Genomic DNA, 16397 nt, shown 5'->3' on the forward strand with positions numbered 1-16397 from the left:
GCGCACAACGGCCAGCCATGCCGCGTGGCTGCTGGTCGCCAACTTGACCATGACTTTACGCCGAGCTACAGCCCACTAATTCCCAAACATGCTCTTAGTGGTTCACGCTGTCTATTCCGGCCTGCTCTTTTGCGAGACGAGTGCTGCCCCACCTTACCCGCTAGTTAAGGCTTGTACCTGGCCCCTCACGGTTGCTCTCTAAGGAGGGGAGTTGGGCCATTGTTTTACACTGAATGGCCCTGCGAGATACTCGCAATAAGATTCTGGCCTGGCCCCTTAGCTATTTCTTTCCCGGTCCGGGGCTCCACAACTCAGGGATAGCTCCTGATTGTTCCCGGCAAGCTGCTCAGCAGCCCTCTGCTAAAGGATTCGATATCCATCAGAAGCCAACCTGTACCACCATGAAAACCATTTTCCACACCTTATCTGCCTTTCTGACGCTACAGTTTTCTGACACGGCTCGGCGGGCCTTGACCCTGTTAACCGCGTTGATTTTGCTTAACTCCCCAGCCTTCGCGCAATCAGTGCCTGCGGGGGTAGCGCCGGTACCCATTCCAGCTCCCACCCGAACCGGCACGACGGGCTTTGCTATTGACGGCGACTTAATTGCCTACTTCCCTTCCATTGGTGCTTCCATCTTTGGGGCCGCCGGGGACTGGTTACCTGCCGCGGACGGAAAAGGCGGCGTGCTCACCGCCAGCGGGGGAGTGCCTACCACCGCCGATCCGACCCGCGTTTTTCACTCCATCGATGCCTATGATAAAACCGACAAAAATTTCGCCGGTGGCAGCAAGATTGATTCCAATCCGAATGGGGTGGGGTGGGTAACGGGCGGCACCACCCCGTCCAAGGACGACATCAACAATGTCCTAGTCTATATTTCGGAAGCTACTAACGGAGACATCTGGGCTATCATGGGCGCGGACCGTAAAACGAAGGAGGGTAATAGCTTTATTGCCTTTCAGTTCCTGCAGAAAACCTTGACCCGCAACACGACCGGCAATACGGCCAAAGTGGGGTTCACCAGCGCAGGGGTTAATGGGGGACGTACGGTAGGTGATATTCAGGTTACTGCTGAATTTGTCAATGGGGGCACCACCCCCAACCTGTATTATGAGGAGTGGAAGCAGGTGGGCGTGAACGCCTACGACTGGGTTTCCATTAGCAACCCACCCGACGGCGCGGCATTTGGTCGCACCAATGGCGTCACCCTCACGGGACTGCCCTACGATGCCTTCAACGGCACTTCATATGAGCCCAACCTGTTTGCCGAGGTGGCCGTCAACATCACGGAAGTCTATAAAAATGTGGAGACTACCTGCGTGGGGAAGATCTCGACCTTGTGGGTCGTAACCAAATCCTCGCAGTCCTCCTCGGCCAACATGACCGATTTTGTGGACCCCATTCAGCTGGACCTTAAGCTTAATGTGACGGCGGACGCCGGGTTGGACAAAGCCATCTGTCAGGGTGGGTCCACCCAAATCGGGCCGGAAGTTGATGACGGTGCCGACTACACGTATTCCTGGTCCCCCGCTACGGGCTTGTCCTCGACCAGCGTGGCTCAGCCTACCGCCAGCCCCACCACGACCACTACCTATACTGTGAGCGTTACCAAAAAGGGGACTAGCTGCACGCAAACAGATGCGGTGAAGGTGACGGTAAACCCGAACCCGCTGGCCCCGGGCGTCGCCAATAAGACGGTCTGTGCCACGGCCGGCAGCTCCACCACCCTGGCGGCCCAGGTAACCCTGTCCGCTAATGCGAGTCTGGTGTTTACCGATGTCAATGGGGTTGTCCTAACCTCCCAGCCGACCACGCAGAGCACGGCCATAGCCGGCAAGTTCGTCTATTACGTGCGCCAGCAGCTCGGGGAATGCCTGAGCCCCGTCGCCAGCTTTTTCATTGAGGTAAATGCGACTCCCGATGCCCCGCAGGTAGCCAATGTTTCCTACTGCCAGAATGAGGCGGCCGTGGCGCTGACTGCCACAGGTACGGGGTTGAAGTGGTACACTTATAACGGCACCAGCTACACGCTACTGGGTGGTGCACCCACGCCCAGCACCAGCACAGTGGGAACCATCAGCTACTACGTCAGCCAGACGACCACGGGATGCGAAGGCCCCCGGGCCAAAATTGATGTAATCGTCAATGCCCTGCCCGCAGCGCCGGGCGTTGCCAACGTGACCTATTGCCAGAATGAGGCGGCCGTGGCGCTGACCGCCACAGGTACGGGGTTGAAGTGGTACACCTTGAGTGGTAGCACCTATACGCTACTGGAGGGCGGAGCGCCCACGCCCAGCACCAGCACAGTGGGAACCATCAGCTACTACGTCAGCCAGACGACCACGGGATGCGAAGGCCCCCGGGCCAAAATCGATGTAATCGTCAATGCCCTGCCCGCTGCTCCCCAGGTCCAGATTCTGCGGCCCGATCTGTGTACTACCTTGACTAGCTCGTTGGCCTTGGTGGTTACCAATGCAGAGAACGGGGTTACTTACACCTTAACGCAGCCCAACCTTTCGCCTCCTGCCACACCTCTGGAAGTAAAGGTTCCTTTGACGGGAACTCCCGAAGTGATCTTCCGGAATTTGGTGGCTGGTGGGGGCTACCACGTAACGGCCACGAAAGGCACCTGCACGTCTGGGGAGGCCAATTGCCCCGCGGCGCGCACCGCCGGGGAGTCCGTGAAGGCTGCTCAGACGTCGGCGGACCAACTGAGCAGCCTGCAGACGGCAGTGTATCCTAACCCCACGGGGCGGGAGGCGACGATCAACTTCCGCGTACCCAGTAGCGGGCGGGTAGTGATTCAGGTCTATAATTCCCTGGGCATGGTAGTAGATACTCTCTATGATGGTGTGGCACAAGCCGGGGAAAACCATTCCGTCGTATTTAACGGCAGCGCGTTGCCCAGTGGTACCTATATATATCGAGTCATCACCAGCGGTAAGACCCTGACAAATCGCATTAGCCTCTCCAAATAAGTCGGACCAGCCCGTAGTACCCCATTCCTGCTTTTTGCCAGGGAAGGGGTACTACGATGATTGGGTACGAGAACGTTGATCCCGAGCGGAGATGAAGTCAGAAGGAGGGACAGAAGAAGCCACTGGGAGTTTCTTAGCCAGTTAGATGAGGTGGTCTAGAGATGAGGGACAGAAGGAATACACGTCCTTATTCTGTCCCTCATCTCTAGGCCACCTCAGTTATTGCCCGTACCTGTATGCTTCCCGATTCGGAAGGCCAGTGAAAAGCAAAGAACATAACACACTAGCCTATTAAAGCGCCAGTCGAAAATGGGGCCCGGACCATTTATACCCCTGAGCTTCGCCCCGGCTGCTCCCTCACTTCCACAAAAAATCCCCAAACGATACCTGCTCGTACGCCTGCCCGAAGCGCAACTGCCGCCGGGAAACGGCCGAATCCTGCTCGATGACGCTGCGGGCCACGTTGTCGTAGGTGACGGTGCCGGCGGGCGTGGCGACGCCGAAGCCGTCGGTGAAGGAGTAGAAGGCCGCGCCGCCGGGCCAGGCGGGCGGGGCGGGGGCCAGCAGGTCGCGACTCCAGGGGAAGTTGGTGGCGGGTAGGTTCAACTGATGCAGGAGCGTGGCGGCCACGTCGGTCTGGGAGCCGTAGGTAAGCACCTGGCGGCCCTGGGCGGCGGGGGACAGGGCGCCGCCGGTGAGCAGGAGCGGAATCCGGAACTTGGCCGGGTCGTGGTTGGGCGAGTCGCCGGGCTGGGGGTGGCCGTGGTCGGCTACCAGCACCACTAGTGTGTTGGCCCACCAGGGCTGCTGGCGGGCCTGCTGCAGGAACTGGCCCAACACGTGGTCGGTATAGTACACCGAGTTGCGGAAGCGGCTGGCCTCGTCGGGGCCCGGGAAGCGGGGGCGCATGGGTACCTCGAAGGGCTCGTGGGAGCTGAGGGTGAAGGCCGTGACGAGGAACGGGGCCGGCTGCCGGGGCAACTCCTGGAGCATGCGCTGGAACAGCACGTGGTCGTGGGCGCCCCACTTGGCGTTCTGGTCCTGGGCCCGGAAGTCGGCCCGCTCGGTGAAGCGCTGGTAGCCGGCCGTGACGAGGTAGCTTTTCATGTTGGCGAAGGCCAGCTCGCCGCCGTGGTAGTAGGCCGTGGCGTAGCCCTGCCCGCGCAGTACCCGCGCCAGGTGGGACAGCTGCTCGGTTTTGCGCGGGTACTTGATAATGCTGGTGGTGGGCTGATTGGGGTAGCCCGAAAGCAGCGCCACGAGGCCCTTCTGGCTCCGGTCGCCGGCCGCGAATACGTTGCGGAAGGCCACGCCGGTCCGGCTCAGGCTGTCGAGGGTGGGCGTAACGCCCGGCTCGCCGCCCAAACGGCCCACCAACTTGCCGGTGAAGCTCTCCAGAATGATAAAAAGCACGTTGGGCTGGCGCAGCCCCGGGCGCAGCAGCCGAACTGTATCGGGGCCGCCCTTTTGGTAGAGGCTGGCGGTGAGGAGGGCGGCGGTGGTGTCGGGCAGAAACTGGTAGGGGTTTTTCGTGCTGGTTTCCAAGAAAAGCGAGTTGAGTACGTTCCAGGGCACATTTACGGCCGCGTGGTTGGCGTAGGGCACCCCCGAAAAGTATACGTCGCCCTGGTTGATGGGAATCTGCTGCAGGCCCCCCGCAAGGGCACCACCAGCAACGCCAGATACAGCAGCCCCACCAGCGCCGCCCGGCCCCGCCCGAAGGCCGGCGGCAACGCCGGCAGCCGGCCCACCAATCCTTTATAGAGGCCCCAGCCCACGCCCATCAGCCCCAGCCACAGGCCCAGCAGCAACCCCAGCACGCCCGATGAGGCCGAAGCCGCCGCCTCGCCGGGCGTGCTGAGGTATTGGAGCGGTGTGGCATCGAGCCGGAAGCCCCAGGGGCCGTAGAGGGCTAGGTCGGCCACCGTGAGCAGGGCCACCAAGGCCACCAACGCGCCGGTCAGGTAGCGCAGGGCTTTATCGAGCCCAAACCGGGGGCCAGCCAGGCTGCCCAGCCCGAATAACAGGAACGGGGCCAGACACAGGTAAGCGGCGGCCGAGGCATCGAGCCGTAGCCCGTAGCCGAAGATGCGCGGTATCGTGCCAGCCGGCAGCGCCAGGGTGCGCGGCAGGTAGTAAAGCAGAAACAGGGCCCGGGCCACCCCGAAATAAATCAGCCAGAACAAAAAGTAGCGCGGCTGAAACGCGAAGCGGTTTCTCACGGAGGCAAAGGTAGAAGCCCCGCCCCGAATAGCCGCCCGCACGGCCTGCGGCCTATGCTGCCATATTCAGATAGCAGGTGTAAAATTAAGGGGTACTCAACTTGGTTTTTATCATGATTTCGAATAACGAGGGCCCTGATAGAGTAGGTAAGGCGGGTAAAAGCACCTGTTTGTCGAAAAGCGGGTGTCAGATTGAAAGGGTCAAACGCATAATCCTGTTTTTGCTGCGTACCTTTGACCCATTAGTCACCCTTACTGTTTTCAACCCCTTCCTTTATATAATGGCCATCCTTCGTTTCAAAGCCCTTGAGCAGGTCGATCTGCGCCAGCCCCTGACGGTGGTAAACACCGGCGAGCGTCGTTCCGACAGCTTTGGCAAGAACGTGTTCAACCTCGACGCCATGCGCTCCAACATGCCCGGCGAGTATTTCAAAAAACTCCAGGCGGCCGTCAAGCAGGGCAACCCCGTGGAGCGTAATGTGGCCGACGCCGTGGCTTCGGCCATGAAAACCTGGGCCATGGCCAAGGGCGCCACCCACTATACCCACTGGTTCCAGCCCCTGACCGGCGCGACGGCCGAAAAGCACGACTCCTTCTTCGACCTCAACTCCGATGGTCGGCCGATTGAAAACTTCAAGGGTTCGGCCCTGGTGCAGCAGGAGCCCGACGCGTCGAGCTTCCCCAACGGCGGCATCCGCAACACCTTCGAGGCCCGCGGCTACACCGCCTGGGACCCCACGTCGCCCGCCTTCATCATTGAAACCGGCGGAGCCAAAACCCTATGCATTCCCACGATTTTCGTAGCCTACACCGGCGAGGCCCTCGACTACAAGGCCCCGTTGCTCAAGTCGCTGGGCGTGCTCGAAAAGGCCGCGCTCGACGTGTGTCACTTCTTCGATAAGGACGTGAGCCGGGTGAGCACCACGCTGGGCATCGAGCAGGAGTATTTCCTGGTTGACAAGGCCCTGTATGCCGCCCGCCCCGACCTGATGATGACCGGCCGCACCCTGTTCGGGCACTCCCCGGCCAAGGGCCAGCAGCTCGACGACCACTATTTCGGCTCCATTCCGGCCCGGGTCCATGCCTATATGCTCGACTACGAGGAGGAGGCTAACAAGCTCGGCATTCCGCTGCGCACCCGCCACAACGAGGTAGCGCCCCACCAGTTCGAGTGCGCCCCCACTTTCGAAGATGCCAACCTGGCCGTTGACCACAACCAGCTGCTCATGGACATCATGGCGCGGGTGGCCGACAAGCACAACTTCAAGGTGCTGCTCCACGAGAAGCCCTTCGCGGGCGTGAATGGCTCGGGCAAGCACAACAACTGGGCCCTGAGCACCGATACCGGCGTGAACCTGCTCGCTCCCGGCCGCCGGCCTAAGGAGAACCTGCAGTTCCTGACCTTTTTCATCACCACTATTAAAGCGGTACACCGCTACGCCGATTTGCTGCGTTCCAGCATCGCCTCGGCCAGCAACGACCACCGCCTCGGGGCCAACGAGGCCCCGCCGGCCATCATGTCGGTGTTCGTGGGTTCGATGCTCGATTCGGTGATGGACGAGCTGGAGCGCACCGCCAAGGTGCCGCTCGACAAGGGCGACAACATCTACCTCAAGCTGGGCATTGATAAGATTCCGGCCATTCTGCTCGACAACACCGACCGCAACCGTACCTCGCCCTTCGCCTTCACCGGCAACAAGTTCGAGTTCCGGGCCGTGGGCTCGTCGGCCAACTCCTCGTCGGCCATGACCACGCTCAACACCATCGTGGCCGATCAGCTCATCGACTTCAAGCAGTCGGTCGACCAGTTGATTGCCGATGGCAAGAAGAAGGAAGTGGCCATCGTGGACGTGCTGCGCGACTACGTTATCAGCTCGAAAGCCATCCGCTTCGAGGGCAACGGCTACTCCGACGAGTGGAAGCAGGAGGCCGAGCGCCGGGGCCTGAGCAACATCCCCACCACGCCCCAGGCCCTCGACGCGCTGGTCGCCGACGATGCGGCTGCCCTCTTCGAGCGTCACCACATCTACTCGCACGTCGAGTTGCATGCCCGCCACGAGATTCTGCTGGAGGATTACGTCAAGAAAATCCAGATTGAAGGCCGGGTAATGGGCGATTTGGCCGTCAACCACATCATCCCGACGGCCATTGCCTACCAGACCAAGCTCATCAACAACGTGCGCGGCCTGCGCGAGCTGGGCCTCGACGACGAGCACACCAACGTCACGGTCGACACTATTAAATCCATTTCGCGCCACGTGGCCATCATCAAGACCCAGGTGGAGGAGATGATTAATGCCCGCAAAGTGGCCAACAAAATCGACGGTACCCGCGAGCAGGCCCTGGCCTACTGCGACACCGTAAAAGTGCATTTCGACACCATTCGCCGCTCGGTAGATAAGCTGGAGCTGATGGTGGACGATGAGGACTGGCCCCTGGTAAAGTACCGCGAACTGTTGTTCCTGCACTAGTCCAGGGCCGGAGTCGGGCCGGAGTTGGGTGGGAATTTTTCTCCGCGCCCCGATCTTAGAAAAGCCGCATCCGGGTGGGTGCGGCTTTTTTGTGCCTGTGGGTAGTGCGTGTGGCGATTAAGGGTTCTTTTAGCAAAAAAAACCTTGTACTACTGCCGAATAAAATGGAAGAGAGTAATCGTATAACCGTCACTTTGAGCGGATGGTCTTGTATCTTGTAAAATCAGATCAGTTCCAGTCAATTTTATGATTTTTTGGCTGAACGGAATGTTAAAAGTGCTATTGGTAGGATACAGTGTTAATAACTCACCGTTCAGTTTGTAGTCGTAGGTATAAGTGATTAGGTCACGTATGACAAGGCTGGATGAAGTGAATACATAAAGCACTAAGTTGGTAACCGGGCGAAGACCGCTCTTGGAATTCTCGGTGCCATCCGCATCGTATTCATTGGTTTCCACATGTTTTTTCACCCAAGTTCCTGTTAAACCAACAGGAGGTTCCGGGTTATGCTTTTCACTGCAAGCTGTAAAAACTGTTAGCGATAATATGGCCAATAGCGCGTAGAAAGACCTAATCATGAGTGGAAGAATCAAGTGTAATTACGGCCTGCTTATTTCTTATCGCTCTGCGCCTGCCGCAGCCAGGCCGTGGCCTCTTCCAAATCCCCGAACATCTTCATCTGGAGCCGGTCGCCGATGCCGATGTGCATGGCCTCAGCCGAAATAGCGGCCAGCGACTCGGGGCTGACGACGTGAGCGAAGTGAGTAAGGCCCTGAGCTGAAGCCCGTGGGGCCCAGTCAGTAACAATCCACTCCACGGCATGGTCCCAGGGGCCGACGACCTGACGGTTATCGTTGAGTAGGTGGGGGCAGGCGTAGTCACGCAGGGGCGCGAGGCAGGTGTCGGCTCCGGCCACGATGCCGGCGTAGGTCTGGTAGCCGATCCAGTTATTGTACACCCACTCGTTGGCCGCATCGTAGGCGATGGTGAGGTAGACTTTGCCGAAGCCGTTGGTAAGTTCTTGGGTCATGAGGCGGGGAGGAGCGGGAGCTGGGGAAGGCGCAGCCGCTCAAAAATGCGGAAATAGTAGCAGCCCGCCAAACCCGCGCCGCTAAAGCAGCAGCAGAACCACCGTCACGATCCAGAGCAGGCCGCTGACCACGGCCGTGTTGAGGCGGGTTTCGGGCGCGAAGGGCAGCATTAGACCCACCCCGGCCACCACGAACAAGGCCAACGGAAATGCCGCCAGCGCCGAGCCATAGAGCCCGCCGCCGTAGGGGGCGAAGGGTGTGCGGCCCGCTACCACATCGGGGGCTTTGATGAAGCGCACCCGCCCCAGCAGCGGCGTTTGCCACACCGTGAGGCGGCGGGCGTTCTGCACCCGGTCGATGAACTGCGGGCGAATGCGGAAGCGAGTGTGGGGCGTGGTGATACGATACGCCATTTGGGGGTTGGCGAGCGTGCCACCCGCTGCTATGGGTTCCTGGCGCAGCAGCGGCTCGTCGCGGAACTCGCGGGCGGGCAGGGCCCAGTCGAGGCCCAGCACCAGGCAGAATACCACGGCCGCCCGGTTCAGCCAGCGTAGCCGGTGGGCGAGGCGGGCCAGCTGCGCCGCGCGTTCCTGCTGCCGCAGCCGGGCCAGCAGGCGCGGGTCGTGGTTCATGGGAGCGTAATGGTTAGGATTCAGTGGTCAATAATATACTGTCATTCTTCGACTGCGGCTGCTCCTTCGCTCAGAATGACGTTCTTCCCTAATCCCTAATCCCTAATCCCTAATCCCTAATCCATCACGCGAACGGAACCAGGGCGGCCAGCAGGGTGGTGGTGATGCGGTGCCACTGCGGGTAGGGCCAGAGGGCGCCGGGGGCGGTGCCGGCGTGGCCGATTTCGCGGCGGGCAGTGCTTACCCAACCCAGCAGCACGGCGCGGGTTGGCAGGGCCTGGGCCGAGTGCAGCGCGGCGGGCCAGTCGTAGAGCGGCCACGACTCCAGCAGGTATTCGGCCTGGTCGGCGATGCGCGCCAGGCGAGCGGGGGCGTAGGGGTCGGAGGAAGGCAAGTGGCGAACGGCCCGATACAGCTCACGCAGGGCCGTGCGGGCCGGTGGGAAGCGCGTAGGTTCGTTCGGGACCAGAGCAGAAGGTTGTTCCATGTGGGCCGACGTACGACCCGCTTTCCGGGCTCGGATTGCCTTTGGAGGCATAAAAAAAGTAAATAGTGAATAAAGGTTGAAGCGGGAATTTTCTCCCTTAAAACTGGGTTTAGAGCCCGTTTAGGCCGAAAGCTGCGGGGGGAGCGAGGTATCGTCGGGCAGCACTTCGGCCCCGGTGCCGTGGTCGGGAGCCAGGCGCTTCCAGGTAGCGGCTCGCAGCTCGTCGAGGCGTTGAAGCGTGTCCTGAACGGTGGCGTGCTGGCTGACTTTCTCGAACAGGCCCGACTTGTGGCCCGCTTTCAACAGTTGCTCTACCACCAGGGGCAGAATCCAGCCGACTACGTTGGAAGCCAGCGCCCCGCGTAGCCCTAAGCGTAACAATAACCGGGCCGCCATACGCTCCAGTAGCAGCGCCCGGGCCACGGGCAGGGCTTTGCCCACCACAAACTCGCGCACCAGCTCACCGTTGCCCTGCACCACCTCGGCCCGCAGCACGTCCTGCACCGCATCGAGGGCCGACTGGGCGGCTTTGCGGAACAGGCGGCCGGTCTGCCAGGCGGCGAGCTTGCTGGTTTGCCCGGCCGAGCGCAGAAAATTTGGCAGGCGAATAGGGTTTTTCATGGACACTGAAAGGCGAAAGGCGAGGCCGGGGGGTGGACGGATTAGGCTACCAGGCTCCGTCCGAGGCCTCACCGTACCCAAAGGGGCTGTTTGCTCGTAAAGCCCAGCTTACGTTCACCCGGGGCGGTGGTTGCCGGCCCCACCTTCGGTACTGCCATGAAAGCCATTGTTATCCGCCAGGCCGGCGGCCCCGACGTCCTCGATTACCGCACCCTGACCCGCCCCGAACCCGCCGCCCACCAGGTGCTGCTGCGCGTGGGCGCGGCCGGCGTTAATAGGCCCGATGTGCTGCTGCGGGCCGGTAGGTATGGCGGCGGCGGCGACGTGGCCGGGCTGGTACCGGGCCTCGAAGTGGCCGGCCACGTCGTGAGCTGTGGAGCCGAGGTAACGCGCTGGCACCCCGGCGACGCCGTGTGCGCCCTGCTCGCCGAGGGTGGCTACGCCGAATACGCCGTGGTGGATGCCCGCCATTGCCTGCCGGTGCCCGCGGGCCTGAGTTTGGTAGAAGCCGCCAGCCTGCCCGAAACAGCCTTTACGGTCTGGCATAACGTGTTTCAGCGGGGCGGCCTGCAACCCGGCGAAACGCTGCTGGTGCACGGAGGCAGCAGCGGTATCGGGGTACTGGCCGTGCAGCTGGCCCACGCCCTGGGTAGCCGGGTGGCCACCACGGCGGGCTCGGCTGACAAGTGCGCCGCCGTCGCCCGCCTCGGGGCCGATATCGTGGTCAACTACAAGGAGCAGGACTTTGAGGCCGTGTTGGCCGAAGCCGGTGGGGCCGACGTTATCCTGGACATGGTGGGGGGCGACTACACGCCCAAAAACCTGCGCCTGCTGCGCGACGACGGCCGACTGGTGTTCATCAACGCAATGCAAGGTGCCCAGGCCGAATTCAACGCCCTCGATGTGATGCGCCGCCGCCTTACCATCAGCGGCAGCACGCTACGGCCCCGCTCGGCCGAATTCAAGGCGGCGCTGGCCCTGGAAGTGGAGCGCCACATCTGGCCCGTAGTGGCCGCCGGCCAGCTCCAACCGGTGCTGGAGCGTACCTTCCCGCTGGCCGAAGCCGCCGCCGCCCATCGGCTGCTGGAAACCAGTACCCACATCGGGAAAATCGTGCTCACCGTGGCGTGAGGCTAAGCGGGACCGAACTGGCCCAACGAAAGCCGCACGGCCTCGTTAGCCTACTGGCTTATCCACGGTTGAGCTTTATTCCGCCGACTTTTTAACCTGCCCTATTCCATGTCCACCGCACTCCTGATCGGGGCCACTGGCCTCGTGGGCGACTACCTGCTGCGGCAGCTGTTGCTCGACGACCAATTCACCCACCTGAAAGTATTTACCCGCCGCCCCACCGGCTACCAGAATCCCAAGCTGGAAGAGCATATAGTTGATTTCGATCAACCCCGCGACTGGAACGAGGAACTGCGCGGCGACGTGCTGTTTTCCAGCCTCGGCACCACCCTGAGCCAGGCCGGCAGCCAGGATGCCCAGTACACCGTCGATTACACCTACCAGTTTCAGGCGGCGCAGGCAGCGGCCGAAAACGGGGTGCCCACCTACGTGCTGGTATCGTCGGCGGGGGCCGATGCTGAGTCGCTGATGTTCTACAGCCGCATGAAGGGCGAGCTGGAGCGCGACATCAAGCGGTTGCCGTTCCAGCGCATCCGCCTCATCCAGCCCGGTATTCTGGCCGGTCCCCGCACCAAGCAGCGGCTGGGCGAAAAAGTGGGCCTCTGGCTGGCCACGGCCGCCAGCACCATGCCCCTGCTGCACAGCTACCGCCCCATTCACGCCCGCACCGTAGCCCGCGCCATGCGCCACGCCGCTCTCGACGAAACCCCCGGCGTGCAGACCGACTCGCTCGAACAGGTTTTCACCCGCGCCGGAAAGGAGTGAGTGTTAAATGTAAACTGAACTTTCACCTCACCGAACCAAAAAATCGGGCACTACTCGCAGGCATACCGGCTTGGGTACCGAGGTAGCGTTGCCGGTCGCCGTAAGCAAACCGGTTTGCGGATCGACGAAGTACGTGACGATGGAATTGGAGTTCTGATTGGCCACCAGCAGTAGGCGGCCGTTGGGGCTGAGGGCGAAGTTGCGGGGCGTCTGGCCCTGGCTGCTCACGGTTTGCAGCAACGTCAGGTGGCCATTGCCGGGGGCTACGCCGAACACGGCGATGCTGTTGTGGCCGCGGTTGGAACTGTACACGAACCGGCCGTTGGGGGCCACGTGAATATCGGCAGCAGTGTTGGGAGCGGTGAAATCGGCCGGTAGCGCCGACAGCGTGTTGATTTCGGCGAACGTGCCGGCCAGGGCTTCGTAGCGCAGGGCCGTTACGGTCGAAGTCAGTTCGTTGGCCAGGTAGGCCCAGCGGCCGTTGGGGTGGAAGGCGAGGTGGCGCGGCCCCGCCCCAGGCTGGGCTGTGAAGGCTGGGGCGGCCAGCGGTTCCAACTGCCCCCGGGCCGCGTCGAGTCGGTAGCCCACCACTTGGTCGGTGCCCAAATCAACGGCGAAGGCAAACCGGCGGCCGGGTCGGGGATGATGCAATGGGCGTGGGGCTTTTCCTGCCGTTCCCGGTTCGGACCCGCGCCCCGGTGCGCATCGGTGGCGGTGGCCGGGCCCAGTTGCCCATCGGGGGCCAAGGGCAACAGAGCTACGCTGCCGCCGGTGTAGTTGGCCACCAGCGCGGCCCGGTTATCGGGGCTCAGGCTGACGTAGCAGGGGTCAGCCCCACCCGAGGCCTGGCGGCCCTGGGGCGTCAGTTGGCCCGTTTGCTGATTGATGCTGAAGGTGCTGACGAAACCGCTGGCCGCCCCCTCAAACTGGCCCACCTCGTTGGCGGCGTACAAGTGTTGGTGGCGGGCATCGAGGGTAATAAACGACGGATTGACCCCGGCCTTTTCGGCCCGCAGCTGGGTCAGGGTTCCGTCGGTACCCAGGCGGTAGAGGAAAATACTTTCGGCCTCCGCTTCGGCATAGGTGCTCACATACACCAGGCAATCGGGCCGGGAGGTGCTGGATGGGCGGCCCGCGCCGCAGCCGGCCAGCCAGGGCAAGCCAGCCAGGGCCAGGGTAACGAGTTGCAGGAAACGGCGGCGGGAGAAACCGGTAAGGGGCATAGAGCGAGCAGGAAAAGAAGCGAAATGGTGGTCAAGGTAAGTAGCCGGCCTCCGAAACAGGAAGTGGGGTCGGGAAAAGGGCCGGGTTTCCAGGGGCTCGTTGGCAGTTGCCAGCCGCTTGGCCGCTGCCCGGCAGCGCGTACCTTTGCCGCGTTGCGCAACTTTCGCCTTCCGCCCCCGGTTTTCTGTATATGAACACGACGTATTGCCCCAGCCTGACCGAATACAAGCGCCGCCTGAGCCGCGAGGTGAAGATTGGCGACCTGCCCATGGGCGGCCTTAACCCGATTCGGGTCCAGAGCATGACCACCGTCGACACCATGGATACGCTCGGCTCGGTGGAGCAGACGCTGCGCATGGTGGAAGCTGGCTGCGAGTACGTGCGCATCACGGCCCCCAGCGTAAAGGAGGCCCAGAACCTGCTCGAAATAAAAAAGGAACTGCGTAAGCGCGGCTGCACGGTGCCCCTGATTGCCGACATCCACTTCACGCCTAACGCCGCCGAGCTGGCCGCCCGCATCGTGGAGAAAGTGCGCGTGAACCCCGGCAACTACGCCGACAAGAAGAAATTCGACCTTATCGAGTACACTGACGCCAGCTACGCGGCCGAGGTAGACCGCATCCGCGAGCGGTTCCGGCCGTTGGTGCAAATCTGCAAGCAGTACGGCACGGCTATGCGCATCGGCACCAACCACGGCTCGCTCTCCGACCGGATTCTGAGCCGTTACGGCGATACGCCGCTGGGCATGGTGGAGTCGGCGCTGGAGTTTTTGCGCCTCTGCGAGGAGGAAAACTACTACAATGTGGTGCTGAGCATGAAGGCCAGCAACACCCAGGTAATGGTGCAGGCCTACCGCCTGCTGGTGCAGAAGCTCGACGCCGAAGGCCTGCAGCCCTACCCGCTGCACCTGGGCGTAACGGAAGCCGGCGAGGCCGAAGACGGCCGCATCAAGTCGGCCGTGGGCATCGGTACGTTGCTCGAAGACGGCCTCGGCGACACCGTGCGCGTGAGCCTCACCGAAGCCCCCGAAGCCGAAGCCCCGGTAGCCAAAGCCCTGATTGACCGCTACACCCATCGCGCCGAGCAAGCGGATCCTATTCCTGATTTAGCTGTTAGCTCAGAGCTGTTAGCTGATAGCTCTGAGCAAAACGAAGCTGATAGCCCAAATAGGAACGAAGCTAATAGCTCAAAAAATAGCCCAATCAATCCCTTCCAGTATCACCGCCGCGTAACGCGGGAGGTGCTCAACTTTGGGGGGCTGAACGTACCGCGGGTGGTGGTAGACTTCTCGCGTTTGCCGGGGCTGGAGTACGCCGATTTGCGGGCCGCCGGCCACCTGTATTCGGCGTTTCTGGATAAGTTTCAGATGAGTGATTTGGGGGCCGACTACCTGTACTCGGGCCAGCGCCCGGTGCCGTTTATGCTGCCCAACGGCCTGCGCGAACTAGTGGATTACAGCGCCTGGCTCGATGCCGGCCAGCGCCCCGAGCACTACCCCGTGCTCACGCAGGACGAATACGCCGCCGCCGGAGCCCGCCACCCCACGCTGAACTTCGTGTTTCAGAACCTGGCCTCGCTCACGCCGCCCACGCTGGCGCAGTTGCGCCAGGATGCCACGGCCGTTATCATCCTCTACACCGATAACGCCCACGCCATGCCCGAAATCCGCCGGGCTTTCTTCGAGTTGCTGAACCACGACGTGCCCAACCCGGTAGTCGTCAACCGCCAGTACCCGGCCCTCACGCCCGAACAAACCCAGCTCTACGCTGCCACCGACGTGGGCGGCCTGCTGCTCGACGGCCTTGGCGACGGCGTGGTGCTGAGCACCGAGCTGCTGCCCGAGCGCCCGAAAGCGGAGTGGCTCACGGTGCTCGACCAGCTCAATCAGCTCAGCTTCGGTATCCTCCAGGCGGCCCGCACGCGCATGAGCAAAACCGAATACATCAGCTGCCCCAGCTGCGGCCGCACCCTGTTCGATTTGCAGGAAACCACCGCCATGATCCGCCAGCGCACCGACCACCTCAAGGGTGTCAAAATCGGTATCATGGGCTGCATCGTGAACGGCCCCGGTGAAATGGCCGACGCCGACTACGGCTATGTGGGCGTGGGCAAGGGCAAAATCGCCCTCTATCGCGGCCAGGAAGTTATCAAGAAATCGGTGCCCGAAGCCCAGGCCGTCGACCAGCTCATCGACCTCATGCGCGAAGACGGCCGCTGGGTGGAAAAGGAGTTTCTGGAGGAGCCGGTAGCGGGGTAGGAGGTGATGAATATACCAATAATGGATGCCGAGAGCATGCGGCAGTCTTTGGCAGTGGCTGCCATCAATGTGCGTCAGCACTTCGAGCCACTGCGAAATGAGAATATAGAACTGCTCCACCGGGTCGGTTTATCAGAAGAAGCGCTACAGTTTTTCGAAGAGTTTTCCTTTGATAGGGATTTGGAAGTAGGCGAACTGCATTACGACCAAGCAAATTGCTTCAAGAAAAACCTAGATTGGGAAGATGCCTTTCAGCGGGCCCTGCGCACGGAATTACTGCTGGTAGGTAGTGGACCAAGTGGCGACCCAATTGCGGTAGATCTGCATGACTATCAGGTCGGCTACCTATTCCATGACTATTTCTGGGACGAAGAAAACGAAGAGCCGAGAAAGTTTTTCATCAAGATGAACTGCTCTTTAGGTCAGCTTTTCATGAACGCAATAACCATAGAAGGATATCCTATTGATGCATATGAAGCGGCTGCCTATACGGGGTCGGAATTCACAGGATATTGGAGCCCGGAGAATACAGACTAGCTAAACTGAAGTGAATCAGCCCTAAATCATTCTCGCCC

13 protein-coding genes and 1 pseudogene are annotated in these 16397 nt (G+C 61.4%); 6 read left to right on the forward strand and 8 right to left on the reverse strand.

The window, feature by feature from the left end:
• Positions 1–494: 494 nt before the first annotated feature.
• Entirely contained in the window at positions 495–2981 is a 2487-nt protein-coding gene (locus CDA63_RS15295; protein ID WP_165768328.1) for a T9SS type A sorting domain-containing protein, read from the forward strand.
• Positions 2982–3338: 357 nt separating this feature from the next.
• Here the strand turns inward: CDA63_RS15295 and CDA63_RS15300 are convergent, their stop codons facing one another.
• A complete protein-coding gene (locus tag CDA63_RS15300) occupies positions 3339–4586 on the reverse strand; it encodes an LTA synthase family protein (RefSeq protein WP_165768329.1) in 1248 nt (415 codons plus the stop codon).
• Positions 4559–5203: an LTA synthase family protein gene (locus tag CDA63_RS20930; protein ID WP_165768330.1), complete on the reverse strand. Its 645-nt coding sequence runs from the start codon at positions 5201–5203 to the stop codon at positions 4559–4561. The genes CDA63_RS15300 and CDA63_RS20930 overlap by 28 nt, the downstream gene beginning before the upstream one ends.
• A 281-nt stretch (positions 5204–5484) precedes the next feature.
• Here CDA63_RS20930 and CDA63_RS15305 point away from each other — a divergent pair, with 281 nt between their 5' ends.
• Entirely contained in the window at positions 5485–7674 is a 2190-nt protein-coding gene (locus CDA63_RS15305) for a glutamine synthetase III family protein (protein WP_088465335.1), read from the forward strand.
• A gap of 149 nt (positions 7675–7823) precedes the next feature.
• On the opposite strand, the gene CDA63_RS20565 is transcribed toward CDA63_RS15305, so the two are convergent.
• The 5 genes from CDA63_RS20565 to CDA63_RS15325 all read right to left on the reverse strand — a co-directional run bounded on the left by CDA63_RS20565 (position 7824) and on the right by CDA63_RS15325 (position 10445).
• Complete coding sequence (locus CDA63_RS20565; protein ID WP_126546895.1) at positions 7824–8252, reverse strand: hypothetical protein; 429 nt, start codon at positions 8250–8252, stop codon at positions 7824–7826.
• Between the two features lie 32 nt (positions 8253–8284).
• On the reverse strand, positions 8285–8704 hold the full coding sequence (locus CDA63_RS15310) for an STAS/SEC14 domain-containing protein (protein WP_088465336.1): 420 nt from the start codon (positions 8702–8704) through the stop codon (positions 8285–8287).
• Between the two features lie 81 nt (positions 8705–8785).
• Positions 8786–9337: a hypothetical protein gene (locus tag CDA63_RS15315; protein ID WP_088465337.1), complete on the reverse strand. Its 552-nt coding sequence runs from the start codon at positions 9335–9337 to the stop codon at positions 8786–8788.
• A gap of 124 nt (positions 9338–9461) precedes the next feature.
• A complete protein-coding gene (locus CDA63_RS15320) occupies positions 9462–9824 on the reverse strand; it encodes a hypothetical protein (protein WP_088465338.1) in 363 nt (120 codons plus the stop codon).
• A gap of 120 nt (positions 9825–9944) precedes the next feature.
• The gene (locus CDA63_RS15325; protein ID WP_088465339.1) at positions 9945–10445 is read right to left on the reverse strand and encodes a hypothetical protein; all 501 of its coding nucleotides are present in this window, start codon (positions 10443–10445) and stop codon (positions 9945–9947) included.
• 156 nt (positions 10446–10601) lie between these two features.
• On the opposite strand from CDA63_RS15325, the gene CDA63_RS15330 reads away from it, so the two are divergent.
• On the forward strand, positions 10602–11576 hold the full coding sequence (locus CDA63_RS15330) for an NAD(P)H-quinone oxidoreductase (protein ID WP_088465369.1): 975 nt from the start codon (positions 10602–10604) through the stop codon (positions 11574–11576).
• A 108-nt stretch (positions 11577–11684) separates the two neighbouring features.
• A complete protein-coding gene (locus tag CDA63_RS15335) occupies positions 11685–12341 on the forward strand; it encodes an NAD(P)H-binding protein (RefSeq protein WP_242434695.1) in 657 nt (218 codons plus the stop codon).
• A gap of 27 nt (positions 12342–12368) precedes the next feature.
• On the opposite strand, the pseudogene CDA63_RS21900 reads toward CDA63_RS15335, so the two are convergent.
• A pseudogene (locus CDA63_RS21900) lies at positions 12369–13564 on the reverse strand (lactonase family protein).
• A gap of 191 nt (positions 13565–13755) precedes the next feature.
• On the opposite strand from CDA63_RS21900, the gene ispG reads away from it, so the two are divergent.
• Both ispG and CDA63_RS15355 read left to right on the forward strand, forming a co-directional pair.
• Positions 13756–15822, forward strand: coding sequence for a (E)-4-hydroxy-3-methylbut-2-enyl-diphosphate synthase (gene ispG, locus CDA63_RS15350; RefSeq protein ID WP_088465342.1), 2067 nt, complete (start codon positions 13756–13758; stop codon positions 15820–15822).
• Between the two features lie 21 nt (positions 15823–15843).
• Complete coding sequence (locus CDA63_RS15355; RefSeq protein WP_126546896.1) at positions 15844–16359, forward strand: hypothetical protein; 516 nt, start codon at positions 15844–15846, stop codon at positions 16357–16359.
• Positions 16360–16397: the final 38 nt, after the last annotated feature.

The sequence above is a fragment of the Hymenobacter amundsenii genome, from assembly GCF_002204745.1.
In the GTDB taxonomy this organism is placed as follows: domain Bacteria; phylum Bacteroidota; class Bacteroidia; order Cytophagales; family Hymenobacteraceae; genus Hymenobacter; species Hymenobacter amundsenii.